This window comes from Methanocella sp. MCL-LM (assembly GCF_049676595.1).
GTDB lineage: Archaea > Halobacteriota > Methanocellia > Methanocellales > Methanocellaceae > Methanocella_A.
In genome coordinates this window covers 317,419-331,580 of record NZ_CP187259.1, presented here as the reverse complement: position 1 = coordinate 331,580, position 14,162 = coordinate 317,419, and the positions used below count along the sequence as shown (strand labels likewise).

The following is a 14,162-nucleotide window of genomic DNA, read 5'->3' as shown; positions in this document are numbered from 1 at the left end:
CCTCCGGCATATATTCTGGGGAGTAAATAACGATTTATATGAGCAGTGTCATCTATTCGGAGTAATCCATGGCGCTATTCGTCGTTTTCGTGCCCTACCGCAAGGACGAGTACCGGGTCTACCCCGTGAAGGGGGAGGGCAAGCCTGTCTTCTCGGGCGTGCTCACCGTGCAGGAGACCTCCAGGGGCACCAGGCCGCTCAAAGTGAGAGTGATCAAGGAAAAGGGAGACGAGTACCTGCCGGTTTCGACGTTCATGGAACTGCTCAAGGCCGCGGACTGCATCTTTACCACAATGATGACCGACGCCCAGGAGCAGGGGCTCAATGAAATGCTGAAAGCTTACCAGCTCACGTCGCAGCGGGTCGGGGTCTGCCGGTTCTGCCTCATGGAAGATAACCTTACTTTCAAGAAGCCCGACATGGTCCGGTTCAAGAGCGAGCTGGTCTGCCTGGACTGCGCCAAAAAAGAGCTAAAGAGGGAGCTGAGTTTCCGGGGCCGGATCACCTCGAAGGGCCTCGATCGGATGGAGTCCATTCTCGAGAAGACGAGGGACCTGAACCGGGTGCTGGCCCTGCTCAACCCGACCAACCTGCCCCCGGAGCTGACGAAGTTCGACCTGATACCGGCGGCGGAGTCGAGAATTAAGCCGGTGAAGGTCGCCGATCTGAAAATTGACGGGAAGCTGAAAGAGGTGCTGCTAGGCAAGGTAGAGAGCCTCCTCCCGGTCCAGTCCAGATCCGTGAGCTCCGGCCTGCTCGACGGCAAGAGCCAGCTCGTCGTCTCTGCGACAGCGACGGGCAAGACGCTGATCGGCGAGCTCGCGGGCGTCAGCAACATCCTGGCCGGCAAGGGGAAGATGCTCTTCCTGGTGCCGCTGGTGGCGCTGGCCAACCAGAAGTACGAGCAGTTCAAGAAGCGGTACTCTCCACTGGGGCTGAAGACTGCCATCCGGGTGGGCACGTCCAGGATTTCGCTGAACTCGGTCAAGCTGAACACCTCGCTGGACTCGGACATCGTGGTGGGCACGTACGAGGGCCTGGACTACGTGCTCCGCACCTCCGGCCCCGCCGGCGTAAAAAAGATCGGCACCGTGGTGATCGACGAAGTGCACATGCTGGAGGACCCGGAGAGAGGCCACCGGCTGGACGGGCTCATAGCGAGGCTCAGGGCCTGCGCCCCCGCCGCCCAGTTCGTCTTTTTATCCGCGACTATCGGCAACCCGAAGGAAGTGGCAAAGCACCTGGGCGGGACGCTGGTCGAATACGAGCACCGGCCCGTAGCTCTTGAAAGGCACCTGATCTTCGCTCAGATGCACGAGAAGTACCGCCTCATCGACGAGTACGCCTCCAAAGAGTACGCGAAGACCTCCACGAAAGGCTTCCGGGGACAGACCATCGTCTTCACCAACTCCAGGAAGAAGTGCCACTCCATCAGCCAGGCATTACGTATTAATTCCGCCCCTTACCACGCCGGCTTAACGTATCCACAGCGCAAGAGTGTGGAGGACCGGTTCGCGAAGGGCGAGATCAAGGTAGTAGTGACTACTGCAGCGCTGGCGGCAGGCGTGGACTTCCCGGCCTCCCAGGTGATCTTCGAGTCCCTGGCGATGGGCAAAGACTGGCTGTCGGTCAGCGAGTTCCAGCAGATGCAGGGGAGAGCAGGCAGGCCCGACTTCCACGACCTCGGAAAGGTGGTCGTCCTCTCCGACCCGGACAGCACCATCGAGGGGGAGAGCGAGGAAGAGGTCGCGTTCCGCCTGCTGGGAGGCAGCGCGGAGCACGTGAACGTCTGCTACGACGAGCCCGAGCAGATGGAGGAGTGTTTAGCGAATACCAGCGTCGCCCCGGAGGAGAAGGTGCTGGAGAAGATCAACGACCAGATGCTCGGCATTGTCAGCTCGACGCCGGCGCTCGTACAGAAGTGCGTCTCCGGCGGCCTGCTGACGAAAGAGAAAGGCACGGTAAAGCAGACGCCGCTGGGCCGGGCCGTGGTCACCCACTTCCTCAGCGTGTCCAACGCCCTCATGATCCGGGACCGGCTCCGCAAAAAGGTCGCCCCGCTGGACATCGCCGTGGAACTAGAGGCGTTCGACGCCGTGTACTTCCGGGGAGCGGACCGCCTCTCCAAAGTGATCGGCATCAGCGTGCCCTCCCGTGTGTTCAGCCCGTCCAGCCTCGACATCGTCTTCTCCGGGGACGCCATCGCCAAGATGGACCACGGGATGCGCGACCAGTTCCTGGAATTCAGCGCGGACTTCCTGGACTGCGTGTGCGAGGATAGCCCGTTCTGCGGCTGTGCCGAGCGCAAGTTCAGCAAAAAGCTCATCGCCTACAGGCTCCAGGATAAAGATCCCCACGGCATCGCCCGGGCCATCGCGGCCGACTACAACCTCAACGCCTTCGAAGGCGACATTCTGGGATATCTGGACCGCACGGTGAGAAACCTCGACGCCGTCCACGAGATCGCCCGCATCGAGCGGCTCAACCAGGCCGCCGCAGAGGCAAAACTGCTGAGGGAAGGCGTCGAAGACCCCGAGAAGATCACTCAGGAGCAGTACAACGCTTTAGTGGGCACCACCAGAAAGCGGACTTACGCGCCGAGAAAGAAGGCGAAGGCTGCGCTGGATGACGATGAGGACGAAGAGTACTAGCACCAGCTACATGAAAACCCGTAGAGCGTACAGAGGTTATTCACCACGGCGGCACGGCGACACCAAGACAATGCGATTCACAATATGCCGGACGGTAAATGAAACCACGGCGGCACGGCGACACCAAGACAATGGCGTACTACTATTAACAAGTACTAATTTTTATGCCCACAGCGACACCAAGACAGTGCATTAACCAATAGCTGCTTGATGGCCGATAATTTAGCTTGATTTACAGATCGCACAGCCGGGAAGCTTTAACACCTACATTTAATCCATCGTACCTCTGGCACCGAAATACTAACCAATTTGTCTCAGTGCACTCGATCCGCTGTGCCGCCGTGGATCAATAAAAAGAGCCTTACCATTTAGATACGGACTGTCTCCGTGTCGCCGTGCTGCTGTGTTGCATTATTCTTATCTTCATGTTCGCCTTTTGAACGCCTGCAGTCGCAGGCGTTCTCGAGGCGATGCGATGACGATCGCTGCGCTGTGCCAGGATCACAGATTGAAACGGATTGCACTGATTTCACAGATGACCTTAGAATAAAATCGGTAGACGGCAAATCCATTTCTCATCGATTAGAATCTGTGCAATCTGTGGCATCTGTCAGAATCATCAGATTCTGCGTAATCTGTGATCCTGGCACAGCGCAGCGATCGTCTTGCTGAGTCACTCCACCTGCAATAGCTCGGCCCAAAGAAGAGAAAATGAATTATGCAACACAGCACCGCCGTGCCGCCGTGGTTAGAACATTTAATCATGTAATCGTTTCTCGCACTATCGCTGTGCCGCCGTGCCGCCATGGTTGAAATTTAAAATCGTCGTGGTTATCCGGGTAACAGCGTTCGGAAACTGTCAGCTTAAAAGTTGGGGGGAGATGGCTGAAGCTAATGTACAGCCATCTTTGGGTAATTGTCAGTTCGACAGGCGTCCTGGGTTAGCCTTTCTTCTTGATCGGGCTCGGGCCGACTGCTTCGTCGTCTACGGCGTTGATGAAGACGCACTTCTTCTCTTCCCGGGTCGGCACGCCGCCTTTGCCGCCGCTGAACCTGATTCTGCCGTCGGCTACGATGACGTTGTCGTCTCCGGTGTCCTCGATCTCCTCGATGACGCCGGTCGCCGGGTTCTGCCTGAGACGCTTCTTTCTCGGACCGCTTGCCTGCTGGGCCTGTGCGGGGGCTGCCTTCTGGGCCGGCGCCTCCTCGTCAAAGGGTGTTGCCGCACATGCCGGTGCTGCACCGCCGTGTGGCATCACTTCGACCGCTGCGTTCAGCAGCCTGGCGACCATGACGAGCTTGAGCTCGAGGCCGATGATCCTGCTCTCGGTGTCCGCCGGGTTTTCCGCGATCTTCGCATCGTACTGGCTGACCGCCTCTTTGAGATCCGTAATGTCGATCTCGGCGCCAGCCGCGGATAGCTTCTGCTCTATCCTGTCGAAAATGGTTGTTCCTGCACCATCCATCGATTTTATCCCCTATAGGCATTACATGAGGGGGGATTTCGCTTAAACCTTTTGGTGCAGGAGAGCCGGCAACAGAACAGCAGTCGCCTGCTTCGGTCACGAGCGTGGGGCACCCCGATCTGCGGTCGCCTGACGGGAATAAATATAAGCTTGCAGTAATAATTAGTCCGCAATCTAGCGGTATCTAGTGACTCGTATGCAAAACTGGAAAGAAATGGTGGCCATCAACGATGGCATCGACCGGCTGCTGGCCGGGGTCGAGCTGCCGGAGATCAGGCAGGGCATGGCCCACTCGCTGAAGACGTCGGGGAAAAGGCTGCGGCCGGTTACACTGCTGCTCATGGCAGAGCTGAACGGCGGCACTGTTGAAAAAGCGCTGGACGCCGCGCTCGGGATCGAATGCATCCACACCGCGTCGCTGATCCAGGACGACATCCTGGACGAAGGCCTGAAGCGCCGGGGAGAGCTGACGTCCCACGAGAAGTTCGGCATCTTCATCGCCACCGTGTCCGCCGATTACCTGATCTCGAAGGCGGTGATGCTGTACTCGCAGTACGACGCCGCATCCATATCGGCGTTCGGCCGGATGGGCCTGGAGCTGGCGGAGGGCGAGGTGCTCGACATCAAGACCCGGAGGTCGAAAGCTGACGAGGCCTACTACATCGAGTGCGTCCGCCGGAAAACCGCGACGGCCTTCGCCTCGTGCTTCGAGATAGGTGCGAGGATCGCGGGCGCTTCCGACGAAAGGGCGGAGCTGTGCCGGAAGATGGGAGAGGAGTTCGGCATCGCCTACCAGATCGTCGACGACCTGATCGAGTTCACCCGGATCGACGACGAGAACAAGATATCGCTGCAGCAATCGTACATCCTGCCTCTCCTGTACCACGAAACCATGCCCCGGGACCAGGCGATAGACGCCTGCATGAGGCAGGTGGAAAAGCGGATCGAGTTCATCGAGCAGGCCCTCGGGCAATTCCCGGATGGGGAGGCGAAGGACAAGCTGCGCGAAATCGTGGGCATTCTCCGCGGGTACAATGGGGTCAAGATCAAAGCATAGCCGGGCATAATGCACTGGCTAAGCCTTAATCCTTTTATAACCGCCGTCCGCTGCGCTGTTACCCTGCTATTGGTCGAAAATACCGACAGGCACGCCAAGGTCGATCTATCGGGTCCTGTCATTCCATGAAAATTCCGGGCCCGGGAGGTGTTGAGAGGTCGGCGAGGAGGCTGGAGAGGTTCACGGAGTTTAGAGAGGACACGTTCAAGCTGGGAGGTCAGGGAGGTCAGGAGGTCTGAGAGGAGGTTATGTGAGGCACCCGGAGGTCCGAGAGAATTTTATTGATGATCACATTCGAACTATCTGGGGCTGTCAGGTACCGTTTACACGAAGTACTCAAAGTACGCGAAGTACCCGAAGTCATACTTTAAGATCGGCTTGCAGTCAGCCCTTTAATCGTACTTTGAGTACTTCGTGTACCTTGTGTACTTCGTGTAAATGGTACGGGCGCTCATCCGAAAAGTGCAGAATAATACCCTGTTATCCTCCCAGACCTTTCCACACTCCCAGACCTCCTCTCTAACCTCTGACCCTCTCTAACCTCCCAGCTTGAAAATCCTCCCCTGCCTCCCGGGACCTCCCCGACCTTCAGGAGTTTTTCACCGGCTTAACGAGAAAAACCAGTTTTCATAAGCCGAGTGCCTGGCGGCTTACAAACATAATACCAGAGCAATTATTGATCAAATTTTTCCATAGGACTATATTATCTTGCCAGTTTGATCGTCTATAAGATCGGTCTACCACATGCCCTCTCAGCCTTTATTCTAGCCTGCGCTCAATGCCGTGATAACCAAAACTCACATTTATATTATATTGATTATATTTATTATTCTGTTGAGGTTTGACGATGACCGTGCAGAAAGAGGAGAAAGCTAAGCTGCGGCTGAAGGTGGCGGAAGCCGATAAGCGCGAGGTCGGGAGGGGCATCGCGAGGATCAACGAGCGTCACATCAAGGAGATAGGCGTCTCGTACGGCGACATCATCCAGATTTCCGGCCGCCGGAATACCTCGGCCGTCGTGGGCAGCGCGTTTCCCTCGGACATGCACCTGGACATCATCAGGGTGGACGGTATCGTCCGGCATAACGCCGGGACTACTCTCGGCGACTACGTGGAGATCTCCCGCGCCCGGTGGACCGAGGCCAAGAAGGTGGTGCTGACCCCAGTCCAGAAAGGCATCCGCATCTACGCGTCTCCCGACAGCCTGCAAGCCTCATTTCTCAACAGGCCGGTGTCCCAGGGCGACATCGTGTCAACGTCGACGTATAACCCGCCGAGCCAGTCGTTCAACTCCAACCTGATGTTCGAGGAGTTTTTCCGCGACTTCTTCTCCAACCCTTCGCTGGGCCTGGGCGAGGTCAAGCTGGCCGTGGCGTCGACCGTCCCGGCGGGGATAGTAAAGATAACCGAGGTGACTGAAATTCAGCTGATGCCGGAGGCGACCGAGATCTCCAGGGACGAGGTGCCAGAGGTGACCTATGAAGACCTGGGTGGTATCAGGGACGCCATACAGAAGATCAGAGAGATGATCGAGCTGCCGTTGAAGTACCCCGAGCTGTTCAACAGGCTGGGCATAGATCCCCCAAAGGGGGTGCTGATCCTGGGGCCTCCGGGCACGGGAAAGACGCTGCTGGCCAAAGCTGTAGCCAACGAATCGGACGCGTACTTTACGTCGATCAACGGCCCGGAGATCATGTCCAAGTACTACGGCGAATCTGAACAGCACCTCAGGGACGTCTTCAAGGAGGCGGAGAATAACTCGCCCGCCATCATCTTCATCGATGAACTGGACTCGATCGCCACCAAGAGGGCCGAAGTAACGGGCGAAGTGGAGCGCAGAGTCGTGGCCCAGCTCCTGTCGCTCATGGACGGCCTGAAATCGAGGAAGAACGTCATCGTCATCGGGGCGACCAACCGGCCTGAAGCCATCGATAATGCTCTGCGAAGGCCAGGCCGGTTCGACCGGGAGATCGAGCTCCGGGTCCCGGACAAAGGGGGGCGGAAGGAGATCCTGCAGATTCACACCCGCAGCATGCCGCTCACCCCGGACGTCGACCTGGACGAGCTATCCGACAGGACGTATGGCTTCGTCGGCGCGGACATCGCAGCCCTCTGCAAGGAATCGGCCATGAATGTCCTGCGCCGGGTGCTCCCGAACATCGACATGAAAGACCAGGCTCTGCCCGTGCAGGTGCTGGACAAGTTGCGCGTGACCAGGCAGGACTTCGAGGAAGCGCTGCGGATCATCCAGCCGTCGGCACTGCGAGAGATCATGATCGAGGTGCCCAACGTCACCTGGGGCGACATCGGCGGCCTGGAGAGCGTCAAGATGCTCCTCCGGGAAGCGGTGGAGTGGCCGCTGAGGTACGCAGACTCGTTCCGGCGCATCGGCGTCGAAGCCCCGAAAGGCGTGCTGCTGTACGGGCCCCCGGGCACGGGCAAGACACTGCTGGCCAAGGCGATCGCCAACGAAAGCCAGGCTAACTTCATCACAGCCAAAGGCAGCGACCTCCTGTCCAAGTGGTACGGTGAGTCGGAAAAGCACATCAGCGAGGTGTTCAAGAAGGCGAGGCAGGTGTCTCCTGCCATCGTCTTCCTGGACGAGCTGGACGCGCTCGCCCCGGTAAGAGGGGGCGCGACCGGAGAGCCCCGGGTCACCGAGCGTATTGTTAACCAGCTCCTGTCTGAGCTGGACGGCCTGGAAGAGCTCAGGGGAGTCGTCGTCATCGGTGCCACCAACAGGCCGGACATCATCGACCCGGCACTGCTCAGGCCCGGGCGGTTCGACGAGATCATCCTGGTACCTGTGCCCGATCGGGGCGCGAGAAGAGAAATCTTCAAGGTCCACATGAAGCGCATGCCGGTCGCCCCGGACGTGAAGCTGGAAGAGCTCGTGGACAAGACGGAGATGTACACCGGCGCAGACATCGCCTACCTGTGCAAGAAGGCCGGCAGGCTGGCCCTGCGCGAGGATCTGAAAGCGACGATCGTCCGGAAGAAGCACTTCACGGAAGCCCTGAAATCTACGGAGCCGTCCGTGACCGACGAAGCCGTGAGGTTCTACCAGAACGTGGGCGGTGACCTGAAGAGGAAGGGCAGCAAGGAAATCGAGAAAAGCATGTACATGTAGTCTTGAAAGATCGGCTGGTGACCCTGCCTAAGACAGGATTCGTAGAATCGCCGGTAATATATCTAAAGTCTCGGCCTCCGGCAATATACCTGATCCAGCGACCTCGAGGTAGTATATGAGAGCGGCAGCCATCACACCTGGCAAAAAGGACAGCCTCGACGTCATCGACGTCGATCAGCCCCGGCCAGGGGATGGGGAGGTACTGGTCAGGATGCTGGAGGCCGGCGTCTGCGGCACCGACGAGGAGCTCAATTCGGGCATCATCGGCGAGGCTCCGCCGGGCAGCGATTACCTGATCATCGGCCACGAGAACCTGGGCGTCGTCGACGAGGCGGGCAGGGACGTCCGGGCCCTGCGTAGGGGAGACCTCGTCGTGGCCACGGTCCGCCGGGCGTGCCCGGGGATGTGCTTCGGGTGCAGGACAGGCCAGCCTGACATGTGCGAGTCGGACGACTATTTTGAGCGGGGCATCAAGGGGATGCACGGGTACATGGCCGAGTATTACATCGAGCATCCGGAGAACCTGATCCAAGTTCCGCCTTCCCTGCGTAAGATCGCGGTGCTGCTGGAGCCACTGAGCATCGTGGAGAAGGGCATTGAGCAGGCGATTAAAATCCAGGAGCGCATGATCTGGCATCCCCGGAGGGCGCTGGTCGCGGGCGCAGGCCCCATCGGGCTACTGGCGGCGCTTATTCTGAGAGACACAGGGCTGGAGGTAAGTACTTTCGCCACCCGGGGCATGGAGAGCCTGAAGGCCCGGATAGCCGGTGCGGCAGGCATCGACTACTTCAACGTGAAGGAGACCCCTATCGAGCAGATCGTGGAAAAGCAGGGGCCGTTAGACATGATCGTGGAGGCTACGGGCTCCAGCGAGATCGCGTTCAAGTCTATCGGGCTGGTCAGCAACAACGGGATCGTCTGTCTGACCGGGCTATCCCCGCAGCAGCGGACGCATCCGGTGTGCACGGACTGCGTGAACATGGACCTGGTGATGCATAACAAGGCGGTCTTCGGCACGGTGAGCAGCAACCGGGTCCACTTCGAGCGGGGCCTCGACCGGCTGGCATCCGTCGAGCGTAGATGGCCGGGCCTGCTGGAGCGGATGTTTACCCGCAGGGTCAGCCTGGAGAACGTGAAAGAAGGCCTGAAAGAGGATAAGGAAGACATTAAAATCCTGGTGGAAATCGGCGCATGAGCAGCAGGAAAAGCAGGACTCCCGGAAGGGAGACCAGGCTGGCTACAAGGGCCCTGCCGCCGGCCACGCCAGACTGATCGATGTCGTTCAGCCGCACCTGGTCGAAGGGCTGGCCGTTATCGTACCGGAACGACCCGTTTTTCAGATAGTAGACAGCGGTCATCGGAGCCTCCGTATAAGGGTACATGGCAGGGGGGAGATTCGGATCATAGACCGCTATACGCGCCTCATTTTCGGCGATGTCCGCCCGGTACGCAACCACAGCGTGTCCGGGATGGCCTCCCGCCGAATAGTAGACGCCGATCACCGCAGGCTTTCCTGAATAAAGGCGTTCGATGATTTTGTCGTACTCGGCCCGGTTGTCCGGAGCTTTACCGCCGAACGGAAACCTGACATATTCGGCGATGTAGTAGAACGACTGCTCAGTCTGGATCCGGTCGAGGCGGGGCATGGCTTCCTCGATCGACTGGTCCGCAGGAGTGCGGTTAGCGATGAAGTCGTCCACGCTGGCCCGGGCCATCCCATAGCAGTGGCCGGTGTGCCGGAAGATCTCGTCGTGGAAGTCCTGCCCGGTCAGAGCGGTGAGGTCTACCCCGTAGAAGACTTCGGGGTCGCCGGAGTTCTGGAACGAGAACCCGTGAGTCCACGGGCGGTAGCCGGTATCGATGACCTCTGTCGAGACAGAGGCCTCCGCGCCGGCTGCGCCGGCAAAGAGGAAAATTAAGGCGAATAAAAACATGGCTAACGCCATTATCACTGGTCGAGCGGTCAAACGATCACCTTTTTATTAAAATATCGCCAATAATACGAGTAATTTTAACTTTTAGCGCTATATCCTCAGCTAAAAAGGAAAAATACTTTGTGTCAGGAGGCAGCTGGCTAAAAAGTGCTTGCAGTGCAGGGATTTTCCGCTACGGGATGCCGGGAACTGCGGCCGTGAAGCTGTCCCGGCCGGGCGTTTACCCCTTCCGGCACAGAGCCGGAGACTCTTCGGTTATCCAAGAAAGTATATTTGTCATCAGGGTAACTCTAATTACATCAACCCCATTGAGGTCAATGAATGAAGCTCAGAGCACAGCCCTATGATATTGAAGTGGGCCGGTACGAAGTGATCATCAACTCCGCCGATGCGGAGGAGCTAGGCGTGCTGGCGGGCGACCGCGTCCAGGTGAAGGACAAGGATACAATTACTGCGGTCGTTGAGACGACAGACGCCATCGTGAGCCCGGGCAAGATCGGCATCTACCGCGAGGCATGGGAGTCCATGAAGGTAGTGCCGGACGAGGTAGTCGAGGTGCTGCCCGCGGCCAAGCCCAAATCAGTCTCTTTCATCAGGAAGAAGATGGACAAGCAAAAGCTGACCAGCGATGAGCTGCACGCCATCATCGAGGACATCGTGGACGGCAACCTCACCGAGGTCGAGCTGACCGCGTTCGTGACCGCTTCCTACATCTACAACATGGACCCCGACGAGATCGAGTGGATGACCAGGGCCATGGTGAAGACCGGGGACCAGATCTCTTTCGACGTCCACCCGGTCATGGACCACCACAGCATCGGCGGGGTTCCCGGCAACAAGATCTCGCTGTGCATCGTGCCCATCATCGCTGCGGCTGGCCTGCTGATCCCCAAGACCAGCAGCCGGGCCATCACCGGTGCCGGGGGCAGCGCGGACCTCATGGAAATCCTGTGCCCGGTCAGCTTCAGGGCCGACGAGATCAAGAAGATGACGACCAAGGTAGGCGGCTGCCTCGTCTGGGGCGGGGCCACGAACATCGCCCCCGCGGACGACAAGATCATCGGCGTGGAATACCCCCTGTCCATCGACCCGAAATCTCAGTTACTGGCATCGGTCATGGCGAAGAAGTTCGCTGTCGGCGCGGACACCATGGTGCTCGACATCCCCACGGGCAACGAGACCAAGATCCCCACTGTGCAGGAGGGCAGGAAACTGGCCAGGGAGTTCATGGAGCTGGGCGATCGCCTGGGCATGAAGATCGAGTGCGCTTTAACGTATGGCGGCACCCCGCTGGGCCGGGCGATCGGCGGCGGAGTGGAAGTAAGGGAGGCCATGGTCATGCTCGAAAAGTTCGAAGGCCCCCGGAGCTTCCTGGAGAAGACCATCTCCATCTCCGGCATGATGCTGGAGATGGGCGGCGTCGCACCCAGGAACGAGGGCGCGAAGATGGCCGTCGAGCTGGTCAAGAGCGGCAAAGCGCTGCAGAAGTTCAAGGAGATCATCGAAGTCCAGGGCGGCGACCCGAAGGTCACGTCCGACATGGTCCCGGTCGGCGACAAGATCGCGACCGTACTGTCCCCCCAGGACGGCTACGTGCTGGAGATCTCGAACAAGAGGCTCGTCAACATGTGCCGCCTTGCCGGCGCCCCTCACGACAAAGGCGTAGGCGTTATTTTACACAAGAAGAAGGGCGAGTACGTGAAAAAGGGCGACGGGCTGTATACGTTATACGCCGACAAAGAATGGAAGCTGGATGCGGCCATCAAGGAGTCGCTGAGGAATCCGATCATCCTGGTCGAGGGTATGATCTTAGAAAAGATTCAAGTGGTTTAGGCCTCCTTGTACGGGGGTTTAAACAACTTCTTTTTTATTGGGCAATCCTATCACGAAAAGCTTGTTTATGGTTTTAATAACCACTCCGCGGGTCGGCGCGCGTTCTAGTTGTTGTTCTTATTATTCGCGGGTCGACGCCCGTCTGTTGACGGGCTACTCGTCGTTTCGGGTGCTACGATGTCCTGGCCGCGCTCGCACCCCCGGAGGCCCGACCTGGCTGCGCCTTCGGCTGCGCCAGCCGATCCTCCTTCGCAAGCGCTAAGCGACACCACTTCGTAGGTGTCCATTGCCCGGCCATCTCCGCATCCTGCCCATCAGGGCAGGACAAGCCCGAAACGCCTCGCCGACCGCTACCACCATATAACCATGCGGATACTATCGCGGTCGACGGAGGTTTTTCGGGCTTGTCCGGCATCAGCCGGATGCGGAGGTGGCAGGGCAATGGACACCTGCCGAAGGCGGTGTCGCTTAGGGCTTGCGAAGCAATGTGAGGTCGGCGGCAGCGATAGCGCCAGCCGGCCTCGCATTGCGAGGGTGCGAGCCCGGCCCTGACGGCGCAGCACCCGAAAAACCGTAGTAGGCCGACCATCAGGTCGGCCGTCGACCCGCGAAAATGGTTATAGAAAATTGCTATAGCTGGTAGTGACAGGCGATGTAAGCAAAATATGATTTAAGAAGCTGAACTAGCCCGAGGCAGACGATGCCTCTTTGAGTTCCCACATACGGCATGAAAGCGATTCAGAAAAGTATAGAGTCGAGACGCTTTAGCGCGCTCTCGAAGCTCTTACTGTGGACGCGGCTTTGACCGCCGTCGCCTTTTTCTTCGGCGCCGCACGCTTTCCTGCTGCCTTGACGGGCTTGCGTTCTTCCGCATCGCCTGTGTTCAGCGGAGTGTTGCAGCGGTTGCATTCGGTCACGCACCACCGGTGGTAGGTGGCAGTGCAGGCCGGGCATACGGTGGCGTCGTCCTTCTTGACTTTGAGACCGCACTCGTCGCAGCGTCCGGACTCGTCAGCCTCCAGGTCGTCGTCCATTTCTTCCTTTGCATCTAATTCGTCGAAGTCGTCGTCGTCAACGTATGTCATACTGAACTCCAGCAAGAATCCTATCATAGATAATATTTAAAATTTGTGGGCGGATTCGAGGAGGGATTTTGTTGCAACCGCCGGTATTTATAAGGCACGCGCCGGGGCCGTGCGGATTACGCGTATAGCAGGCGACAGCTTTTTATTTTTATCGCCCGAGACTACTTAATGTAGCCTGCATAATGTATGCTATATTCTATTGACGTGATCCAATGGCTGAACCGGACATACAGAGTAAGATCGAGGAAGCGGTCTCCAGGGGAGACTATCCCGACAGGAAGGCCGCCATCGCGGGCCTCATGAAGCAGCTGATCGACTACCAGAAAGGCATGCTCAAAGGCCAGGGCGCCGGAAATCCCGTGGACGAGATCGAGAAGCTCCGGGACGAGAAGTGGAAGGCTTTGATGGAAAAGGCCGGCGGCGACGACGAGAAGGCCCTCAGGCTGTACATCGAAGAGATCAAAAGATCAGCCAGTAACTAATTTTTTGATAAAAGATGATCTGCCTCCTCGCTGAGGCAGTTTTTCAGGAGATAAGACTTACTCAGGAATCAGCCCATGCTGATCAAATCTTCCGGCGACATGATCCCCACGAAGTTGCGCACGTTGAGCATGGTGTTGGTGTCCCGGGTGACGAGCAGCGCGTTGTTCCGCTGGGCGAAGACCACGTGCAGCGCCCGGAGCATGGGCACTTCGTAAGTCCGGGATAGTTTTAGCGCCCCGTAGATGATGCTCTCGTTAGCCACCAGCAGATCGCCGCCGTGCAGCAGCAACATAGGCCTCAGCACCTGGTCCACGTACTCCCGGGGTGCGCCGGCCGCTACCAGCTCTGCCGCAGCGTGCTCGGACACGAGCACCTGATACTTGCCCTCCGCCGCCTCGCGAAGCAGCCTGGCCACGTTCTCTCCGAGCTTGACTCCGTTCGCTTCCTCATCCCTCAGCAGGCTGAGCAGGACGCTCGAATCAAGGTACAGCTTGAGCTTGATGTTCCCCGGCATGATATCACT

At 58.4% G+C, this 14,162-nt stretch carries 11 protein-coding genes; 6 read left to right on the top strand and 5 right to left on the bottom strand.

Annotated elements, in window-relative coordinates:
• Nucleotides 1-68 precede the first annotated feature (68 nt).
• Complete coding sequence (locus ACPLPM_RS01700; RefSeq protein WP_424358505.1) at nucleotides 69-2,651, top strand: DUF5814 domain-containing protein; 2,583 nt, start codon at nucleotides 69-71, stop codon at nucleotides 2,649-2,651.
• Nucleotides 2,652-3,592: 941 nt separating this feature from the next.
• Here the strand turns inward: ACPLPM_RS01700 and ACPLPM_RS01695 are convergent.
• Nucleotides 3,593-4,117: a hypothetical protein gene (locus ACPLPM_RS01695; protein WP_424358504.1), complete on the bottom strand. Its 525-nt coding sequence runs from the start codon at nucleotides 4,115-4,117 to the stop codon at nucleotides 3,593-3,595.
• A gap of 196 nt (nucleotides 4,118-4,313) precedes the next feature.
• Here ACPLPM_RS01695 and ACPLPM_RS01690 point away from each other — a divergent pair, with 196 nt between their 5' ends.
• The 3 genes from ACPLPM_RS01690 to ACPLPM_RS01680 all read left to right on the top strand — a co-directional run bounded on the left by ACPLPM_RS01690 (nucleotide 4,314) and on the right by ACPLPM_RS01680 (nucleotide 9,499).
• Entirely contained in the window at nucleotides 4,314-5,174 is an 861-nt protein-coding gene (locus ACPLPM_RS01690; protein WP_424358503.1) for a polyprenyl synthetase family protein, read from the top strand.
• An 847-nt stretch (nucleotides 5,175-6,021) separates the two neighbouring features.
• A complete protein-coding gene (locus ACPLPM_RS01685; protein WP_424358502.1) occupies nucleotides 6,022-8,304 on the top strand; it encodes a CDC48 family AAA ATPase in 2,283 nt (760 codons plus the stop codon).
• Between the two features lie 115 nt (nucleotides 8,305-8,419).
• Entirely contained in the window at nucleotides 8,420-9,499 is a 1,080-nt protein-coding gene (locus ACPLPM_RS01680) for a glucose 1-dehydrogenase (RefSeq protein ID WP_424358501.1), read from the top strand.
• Here ACPLPM_RS01680 and ACPLPM_RS01675 read toward each other — a convergent pair.
• A complete protein-coding gene (locus tag ACPLPM_RS01675; protein WP_424358500.1) occupies nucleotides 9,471-10,256 on the bottom strand; it encodes a hypothetical protein in 786 nt (261 codons plus the stop codon). The two genes, ACPLPM_RS01680 and ACPLPM_RS01675, sit on opposite strands and share 29 nt — an antisense overlap.
• Before the next feature lie 303 nt (nucleotides 10,257-10,559).
• Between ACPLPM_RS01675 and ACPLPM_RS01670 the strand changes: the two genes are divergently transcribed.
• The gene (locus ACPLPM_RS01670; protein ID WP_424358499.1) at nucleotides 10,560-12,071 is read left to right on the top strand and encodes an AMP phosphorylase; all 1,512 of its coding nucleotides are present in this window, start codon (nucleotides 10,560-10,562) and stop codon (nucleotides 12,069-12,071) included.
• Between the two features lie 104 nt (nucleotides 12,072-12,175).
• On the opposite strand, the gene ACPLPM_RS01665 is transcribed toward ACPLPM_RS01670, so the two are convergent.
• A complete protein-coding gene (locus tag ACPLPM_RS01665) occupies nucleotides 12,176-12,358 on the bottom strand; it encodes a hypothetical protein (RefSeq protein WP_424358498.1) in 183 nt (60 codons plus the stop codon).
• 477 nt (nucleotides 12,359-12,835) lie between these two features.
• Complete coding sequence (locus ACPLPM_RS01660; protein ID WP_424358497.1) at nucleotides 12,836-13,156, bottom strand: RING finger protein; 321 nt, start codon at nucleotides 13,154-13,156, stop codon at nucleotides 12,836-12,838.
• Between the two features lie 212 nt (nucleotides 13,157-13,368).
• Here ACPLPM_RS01660 and ACPLPM_RS01655 point away from each other — a divergent pair, with 212 nt between their 5' ends.
• Complete coding sequence (locus ACPLPM_RS01655; protein ID WP_424358496.1) at nucleotides 13,369-13,638, top strand: hypothetical protein; 270 nt, start codon at nucleotides 13,369-13,371, stop codon at nucleotides 13,636-13,638.
• Between the two features lie 68 nt (nucleotides 13,639-13,706).
• Here ACPLPM_RS01655 and ACPLPM_RS01650 read toward each other — a convergent pair whose 3' ends face one another.
• Nucleotides 13,707-14,153: a PIN domain-containing protein gene (locus ACPLPM_RS01650; RefSeq protein ID WP_424358495.1), complete on the bottom strand. Its 447-nt coding sequence runs from the start codon at nucleotides 14,151-14,153 to the stop codon at nucleotides 13,707-13,709.
• Nucleotides 14,154-14,162: the final 9 nt, after the last annotated feature.

What these genes read in the sequence shown, in the direction of transcription:
- ACPLPM_RS01700 (WP_424358505.1), top strand. Translation starts at nt 69, where the DNA reads ATGGCGCTATTCGTCGTTTTCGTGCCCTACCGCAAGGACGAGTACCGG.
- ACPLPM_RS01695 (WP_424358504.1), bottom strand. Translation starts at nt 4,117, where the DNA reads ATGGATGGTGCAGGAACAACCATTTTCGACAGGATAGAGCAGAAGCTA.
- ACPLPM_RS01690 (WP_424358503.1), top strand. Translation starts at nt 4,314, where the DNA reads ATGCAAAACTGGAAAGAAATGGTGGCCATCAACGATGGCATCGACCGG.
- ACPLPM_RS01685 (WP_424358502.1), top strand. Translation starts at nt 6,022, where the DNA reads ATGACCGTGCAGAAAGAGGAGAAAGCTAAGCTGCGGCTGAAGGTGGCG.
- ACPLPM_RS01680 (WP_424358501.1), top strand. Translation starts at nt 8,420, where the DNA reads ATGAGAGCGGCAGCCATCACACCTGGCAAAAAGGACAGCCTCGACGTC.
- ACPLPM_RS01670 (WP_424358499.1), top strand. Translation starts at nt 10,560, where the DNA reads ATGAAGCTCAGAGCACAGCCCTATGATATTGAAGTGGGCCGGTACGAA.
- ACPLPM_RS01665 (WP_424358498.1), bottom strand. Translation starts at nt 12,358, where the DNA reads ATGGACACCTACGAAGTGGTGTCGCTTAGCGCTTGCGAAGGAGGATCG.
- ACPLPM_RS01660 (WP_424358497.1), bottom strand. Translation starts at nt 13,156, where the DNA reads ATGACATACGTTGACGACGACGACTTCGACGAATTAGATGCAAAGGAA.
- ACPLPM_RS01655 (WP_424358496.1), top strand. Translation starts at nt 13,369, where the DNA reads ATGGCTGAACCGGACATACAGAGTAAGATCGAGGAAGCGGTCTCCAGG.
- ACPLPM_RS01650 (WP_424358495.1), bottom strand. Translation starts at nt 14,153, where the DNA reads ATGCCGGGGAACATCAAGCTCAAGCTGTACCTTGATTCGAGCGTCCTG.